Consider the following 6,369-nt stretch of genomic DNA (forward strand, 5'->3'; position numbering starts at 1 on the left):
GTGCTGTCCCAGAAGCAGGCCGAAGAGGATTCGCTCGTCGAGGCCGCGGTGCGCGACAAGGTGAAGGTGCTTGTCGACCGGTTCCCGATCTACCGGTGACTGCGATGGTCGAGCACTAGGACGGGGAGAACCGACACGTCATGCGCTGTCCGAGCTGTGGTAGTCTCGATACTCAGGTCAAGGACTCGCGACCGACCGAGGATTCAAACGCGATTCGCCGGCGGCGGGTCTGCCTGACCTGTCAATTCCGGTTCACGACCTTCGAGCGCGTGCAACTGCGCGAACTCGTGGTGATCAAGCGCAACGGCCGCCGAGTACCCTTCGACCGCGACAAGCTGATGCGCTCGCTGCAGATCGCGCTGCGCAAGCGTAACGTCGATCCGGAGCGGCTGGAGCAGATGGTGTCGAAGATCGTCCGCGAACTCGAAAGTCTCGGCGAGAGCGAAATCTCGACCGACACGATTGGCGAGACGGTGATGGCGCATCTGCGCGAGATCGACGATGTCGCCTATGTGCGCTTTGCCTCGGTGTATCGCAATTTCCGTGAGCGCAAGGACTTCGAGACCGCGATCGCCGAACTGGCAGGCGAGGAGGACGGCAAGGTTCCGCCATCGGGGCAGTGACCGCGCATCCAGACGACCTCCGCTTCATGCAGCTGGCGCTCACGCTGGGACGGCGTGGCCTCGGCAATGCGTGGCCCAACCCTGCCGTTGGCGCGGTCGTGGTGAAGGATGGCGTCGTGGTCGGGCGGGGATGGACGCAGCCCGGCGGCCGGCCTCATGCCGAAACGGAGGCGCTGCGACGCGCCGGAGAACGGGCGAAGGGCGCGACTCTCTACGTGACACTCGAACCCTGCTCGCATCACGGGCGCACGCCCCCGTGTGCCGATGCGATCATCAGGGCCGACATCGCGCGCGTTGTCTCCGCGCTGCGCGATCCCAATCCAAAAGTCGCGGGCGAGGGTTATGCGCGGCTGCGTGCGGCGGGAATTGCTGTCGCCGACGGGCTGTGCGCGGATGAAGCGCTACGCGATCACGCGGGGCACATCCGCCGCATTCTGGACGGCCGGCCGCGCGTGATGTTGAAGCTCGCCGTCTCGGCGGACGGCAAGGCGGCGCTGCCCGGCCGGAAGCCAGTGCCGATCACAGGTGAAGAGGCACGCGCACGCGTCCATCTGCTCCGGGCGATGAATGACGCAATACTGGTCGGCATCGGGACGGTGCTGGCCGACAATCCGGCGCTGACATGCAGGCTGCCGGGTATGCTGGCGCAGTCGCCGGTGCGGGTGGTCTTGGACTCCATGCTGCGCCTGCCGCTCGACTCGCAGCTTGTGGCCAGCGCCCCGGATATTCCCGTCTGGGTCTTCTGCACGCCTGCTGCCTCGGGCGACAAGGAGCGCCTTCTGGCGCTTCGCGGCGTTACGGTGATCCGCATAGCCGCGGGCAAGGAGGGGCTTCCTCTCGCAACGGTGTTGCAGGCGCTCGCAGAACGCGGCATCACGCGGCTGATGGTGGAGGGCGGGCCTAAAGTCGCCGCAGCGCTGTTGCGTGCCGATCTCGTGGACGAGGCGGTTCTGCTGCACGGTCTGCGCACCATCGGCCCGGACGGCATTGATGCGCTTGACGGGCTTGCGCTCAGGGCTCTAACGGCTTCGCCGAAGCTGGCATTGGTGCAGACCGAGACGATCGGCGGCGACAAACTCGAACGATATGAGCGGCGCTAGATGTTCACAGGCATTGTCACCGATATCGGCCAGATCGACAGCGTCGAGGACCGCGCCGATGGACTGCGCCGGATTGTGATCGGCTGCAATTACGACCGCGCGTCGATCGACATCGGCGCCTCCATCGCCTGCGCCGGCATCTGTCTCACGGTGGTCGACACCGCGATCGCCAACGGACGGACGACATTCGCCGTCGATGCCGCCTCCGAAACGGTTGCCTTGACTAACGTGCGGCATTGGCGTCCCGGCACGCGGATCAACCTGGAGCGCTCGCTGAAGATCGGCGACGAACTCGGTGGCCACATCGTCACCGGCCATGTCGACGGCATCGCGACAGTGAAGTCGCGTGAGGACCTCGCCGACCAGGTGCGGTTCGTGCTCACCGCCCCGCAATCGCTGTCCCGATTCATCGCCAAAAAGGGATCGGTCGCGCTCGACGGGGCTTCGCTGACGGTCAACACGGTGGAAGGCGACGATTTTTCCGTGCTGATCATCCCGCATACGCTCGAGGTCACCACACTGAAGGACTGGCAGCCGGGGACAGCCGCCCATCTCGAGGTCGATCTGATGGCGCGCTATGCGGCGCGGCTGCTGGAAAAATCGAACTAGCGTTCTAGCTTGCAGCAGCGCGCGGCCTGTAGTTAGTGGCATCGCAACGGAGCGAAGGGCATGGCCGGGCCGCGGCAAAGCAAGGACCAGACAGGGGCGGGCAGCCTGAAAGGCGCGCGGATCCTCGTGGTTGAAGCGCGCTATTACGAAGAGATCGCCGATGCGCTTCTGTCCGGTGTCATCAGCGCGCTGGACGACCAGGGCGCTACCTATGATCGCATCACGGTGCCGGGCGCGCTGGAAATTCCGACTGCGCTGGCGATCGCACTCGATGCCGCCGCCGCGCGCAAGAAGCCCTATGACGGAGCCGTCGCACTCGGCTGCGTGATCCGCGGCGAGACGCTGCATTTCGAGATCGTGTCGGAACAGTCGGCGCGCGGGGTCATGGACGTTTCGCTCGCGCGCAACATTCCCATCGGCAATGGTATTCTGACCGTGGACACCGAAGCACAGGCTTTCGCGCGCGCCCGCGTCACCGAAGGCGACAAGGGCGGCGAGGCGGCGCGCGCCGCACTCACGCTCATCCGCATCAAGCGCGCCGTCTCGGCGAAGACAAGACGATGACCATGGCAGGCGAACAACAAGACAAGCCGGGGAACGGCTCGCGAAAGGACGAGCGCAAGGCGAACCGGCGCGGCGCTGCGCGTCTCGCGGCGGTGCAGGCGCTGTATCAGATGGATATCGCCGGGACCGATCTCAACGACATCCTTGCCGAGTTCGAAAGCCATTGGCTGGGCGGCGAAGTCGAAGGCGACAAGTATCTGCCGGCCGATTCCAACTTGTTCCGCGACATCGTGCGCGGCGTCGTCGCCGATCAGCGCAAGCTCGATCCTGTCATCGATCAGGCCTTGACGCGCGGCTGGCCGCTGAAACGCGTCGAGGCGCTGGTGCGCGCGGTGTTACGCGCCGGCTGCTTCGAACTGCAGAGCCGTCAGGATATTCCCGCGCGCGTCATCGTTTCGGAATATGTCGATGTGGCGAACGCCTTTGTCGATCGCGAAGAAACCGGGATGGTGAATGCCGTGCTCGATATGTTGGCGCGCAGCGCACGCGCGGAGGAATTTGGCGCTTCGCGATAACCGCAATCGGACGCCGACAGATGCCTTCAGGCGAAGATCGACTGATCGCCAAGTATTTCAAGCCGCTGGCGACCGCGCCCGGCGCCTTGGGCTTGACGGACGACGCGGCATTCTATGCGCCGCCGGAGGGGTACGATCTCGTTTTGACGGCCGACGCCCTTGTGTCCGGCGTCCATTTTTTCCCGGACGATCCGCCGGAAACGGTGGCGCGCAAGGCGATGAGGGTCAATCTGTCCGATCTTGCAGCGAAGGGCGCGCAACCGGCGGGCTGCCTCCTCACGCTCGCCTTGCCGGTGGGAATCGGGGAGGACTGGTTGCGTCCCTTTGCGTCGGGCCTGCAATCGGATTGCGACCTGTTCGACTGCCCGCTCTATGGCGGCGACACGGTGCGTACCGACGGACCGCTCGTCGCATCAATCACGGCGTTTGGAATCCTGCCGCGCGGCACCATGGTGAAAAGATCGGGCGCGCAACCTGGCGACGTTGTCATCGTCACCGGCACCATCGGCGATGGGGCGCTGGGGCTGGCGGTGCTGCGCGATCCCGATCTCATCGCGCGCTGGTCGCTCAGCGAGGAGGAGGCGGGTCATCTGGTGGGCCGTTATCGCGTGCCGCAGCCGCGCACTGCGATTGCGGGCTTGGTCCGCACGCTGGCCTCCGCGGCGATGGACGTCTCGGACGGGCTCGTCGGCGATCTGGCCAAGTTGTGCGAGGTATCCGGCGTCTCGGCGCGGATCGAGGCGGCCCGTATTCCGCTGTCTGCGGCAGCCGCAAAGGCGCTGGCCGCTCAATCCGACCGGATCGAAGCGATCGCGACCGGCGGCGACGATTACGAGATCGTCGCCTCGGTGCCGTCTGCGAAATGGCCGGCCTTTCGCGATCAGGCGCGCGCCGCCGCCGTGCCGGTCACTGCGATCGGGGAGATCGTGGAAGGCCGCGAGCCGCCGCAGGTCGTGGATGCGGATGGCAAGGCTCTCGTCTTTGCACAGGGCGCATTCAGCCATTTCTGACATGTTCGATGCCCAGCCAATAAGATGCGCAAGGAGAAAGACGCATGCATGACCGCACCGCGGTAAAGACCGCGCCGACCGGCTGGGGCGTGTCGGGCAATTCCAGCGAAGCGCGTTTGCGCCGGCGCTTCCCGACGGTTGAGGATCTGCGGAAGGCGGCGGAGCGGCGCATCCCTGCGCTCGGCTACGAAACCGTAGCCGGCGGCAACGGCCAGAATCTTGCCGTGCAGCGCAACGCGCTTGCGCTCGACGCGATCGAACTCGTGCCCCGCATTGGCGGCGACAAAGGGCCGGTCGCGACCGACGTCACCTTGTTCGGCCGACATTACGCAGCCCCGCTCGGCATCGCGCCAATGGGATTGCAAAGCGTGTTCTGGCCAGGCGCCGAACGGCATCTGGCGCGCGCCGCACAGCGTGCGCGCATTCCCTATACGGCCGGCACGGTCAGTGGCATCTCGCTCGAAGAGGCCGCCCAGCTCGCACCCGATGTGGTCTGGTTTCAGCTCTATCGGCTGGCACGCGATGACCACAAGGTCGGGTTCGACCTCTTGCGCCGCGCGCAAGCGGCCGGCGTCCATGTCCTGGTGATGACGGTCGATACGCCGGGGCGCGCCAAGCGGCCCGGTGAATTGCGCAATGGTCTCACGCTGCCGTTCCGTCCGACCCTGCGCACGATCATGCAGGCGGCGGTCTCTCCGGGCTGGGTGTCCGCGCTGGTTCAAAACGGTCAGCCGAGCTTTCCGTGCCTTGCGCCCTATTGCGGGAGCAATCCGCGCAAGGCGGACATCGCGTGGTTCGCGCAACGCGAGGTCGGCGGCGCATTCACCTTCGAGGAACTCAAGCGCTATCGCGATGCCTGGAAGGGTCCGATGGTGATCAAGGGTGTGATGCATCCTGCCGATGCGGAAAAGGCGGTCGCGATCGGACTTGACGGGGTGCAGGTCTCCAATCACGGCGGGCGCCAGCTCGAGGCGGCTCCGGCCGCAATCGACGTGGTGCCGGCGATCGTCCGTGCCGTCGGCACCAAAGCCACAGTGCTGTTCGACAGCGGCGTGCGATCGGGGCTCGACGCGGTTCGCGCGGTCGCGCTCGGCGCGCAGGCCGCGCTGGCGGGCAGGGCGTTTCTGTACGGCGTCGGCGCAGCCGGCGCCGACGGCGGGGATTACGTCACCGGCATGCTGGTCGAGGAAATTTCGGTCGCCATGCGCCAGCTGGGGGCGCCGGATGTTGCGGCGCTTCGGGCGCTCGCGATCCGTCACCCCGGTGCATGGCAGTTCTGACCTGCATTTTGCAGGCTGGTTTATATTCATCCGAACGGATATGAAGAGCGCCCTCGCCGGGTATCGTTCATGTCGGTCGCTGCCGAAGGTTCGCATCATCTGATCGACGACGCCCTGGCGCGCCGAAATGCGATTGTGCTCGCGGTGGCGCAGGCCATGGCTGGCGGGAACAACACCGTTCTGCTCGCGACCGGCGCGATCACCGGGGCAATGCTTGCGCCTGACAAGATGCTCGCGACCGTTCCGATCACGATCTATGTGATCGGTATGTGGCTTGGCACGTTGCCGGTCGGCGCACTCGCGCGCCGCTATGGCCGCCGCACCGCTTTCCAGATTGGCACGATCTGTGGCGTCGCCACCGGGCTGATCTGCTGTGCCGGTGTCCTCTATGGCTCATTTGCGCTGTTCAATACCGGCGCATTCTTTTCCGGCCTCTATGCCGCCGCGCATCAGGCCTATCGCTTCGCTGCGGCGGACACCGCAAGCGAGGCCTTCAGGCCGAAAGCCATTTCGTGGGTGCTGATCGGAGGCATTTTCGCCGCGATCGTCGGACCGCAGGTCGTGATCGCAACCAAGGATATGATGCCCCCGTACCTGTTCGCTGCGACCTATCTTGCGCAGGCGGCGATCGCGGTGGTGGCCGGCCTCGTCCTGATGTTGCTGAAGAT

The 6,369-nt window shown here is 65.7% G+C and carries 8 protein-coding genes; all 8 read left to right on the forward strand.

Going from position 1 to position 6,369, the window contains the following annotated elements; translation table 11 throughout:
* Positions 1–140: 140 nt before the first annotated feature.
* Complete coding sequence (nrdR, locus tag VN004_RS07525) at positions 141–623, forward strand: transcriptional regulator NrdR (RefSeq protein ID WP_325608557.1); 483 nt, start codon at positions 141–143, stop codon at positions 621–623.
* Between the two features lie 26 nt (positions 624–649).
* Positions 650–1,723: a bifunctional diaminohydroxyphosphoribosylaminopyrimidine deaminase/5-amino-6-(5-phosphoribosylamino)uracil reductase RibD gene (gene ribD, locus VN004_RS07530; RefSeq protein ID WP_325608559.1), complete on the forward strand. Its 1,074-nt coding sequence runs from the start codon at positions 650–652 to the stop codon at positions 1,721–1,723.
* Positions 1,724–2,332 carry a riboflavin synthase gene (locus VN004_RS07535; RefSeq protein ID WP_325608561.1) on the forward strand — a complete coding sequence of 203 codons (609 nt, stop codon included), beginning with the start codon at positions 1,724–1,726 and terminating at the stop codon, positions 2,330–2,332.
* 60 nt (positions 2,333–2,392) lie between these two features.
* A complete protein-coding gene (gene ribH, locus VN004_RS07540; protein WP_325608563.1) occupies positions 2,393–2,896 on the forward strand; it encodes a 6,7-dimethyl-8-ribityllumazine synthase in 504 nt (167 codons plus the stop codon).
* A gap of 2 nt (positions 2,897–2,898) precedes the next feature.
* A complete protein-coding gene (nusB, locus tag VN004_RS07545) occupies positions 2,899–3,411 on the forward strand; it encodes a transcription antitermination factor NusB (RefSeq protein WP_325608565.1) in 513 nt (170 codons plus the stop codon).
* 20 nt (positions 3,412–3,431) lie between these two features.
* The gene (thiL, locus tag VN004_RS07550) at positions 3,432–4,421 is read left to right on the forward strand and encodes a thiamine-phosphate kinase (RefSeq protein WP_325608566.1); all 990 of its coding nucleotides are present in this window, start codon (positions 3,432–3,434) and stop codon (positions 4,419–4,421) included.
* Positions 4,422–4,465: 44 nt separating this feature from the next.
* Positions 4,466–5,701 (forward strand): alpha-hydroxy acid oxidase, encoded by a 1,236-nt coding sequence (locus tag VN004_RS07555; protein WP_325608568.1) that lies wholly within the window; start codon positions 4,466–4,468, stop codon positions 5,699–5,701.
* A 69-nt stretch (positions 5,702–5,770) separates the two neighbouring features.
* The coding region (locus tag VN004_RS07560; RefSeq protein WP_325608570.1) for an MFS transporter at positions 5,771–6,369 on the forward strand (599 nt) is incomplete at its 3' end.

The organism is Pseudorhodoplanes sp., from assembly GCF_035565855.1.
In the GTDB taxonomy this organism is placed as follows: domain Bacteria; phylum Pseudomonadota; class Alphaproteobacteria; order Rhizobiales; family Xanthobacteraceae; genus Pseudorhodoplanes.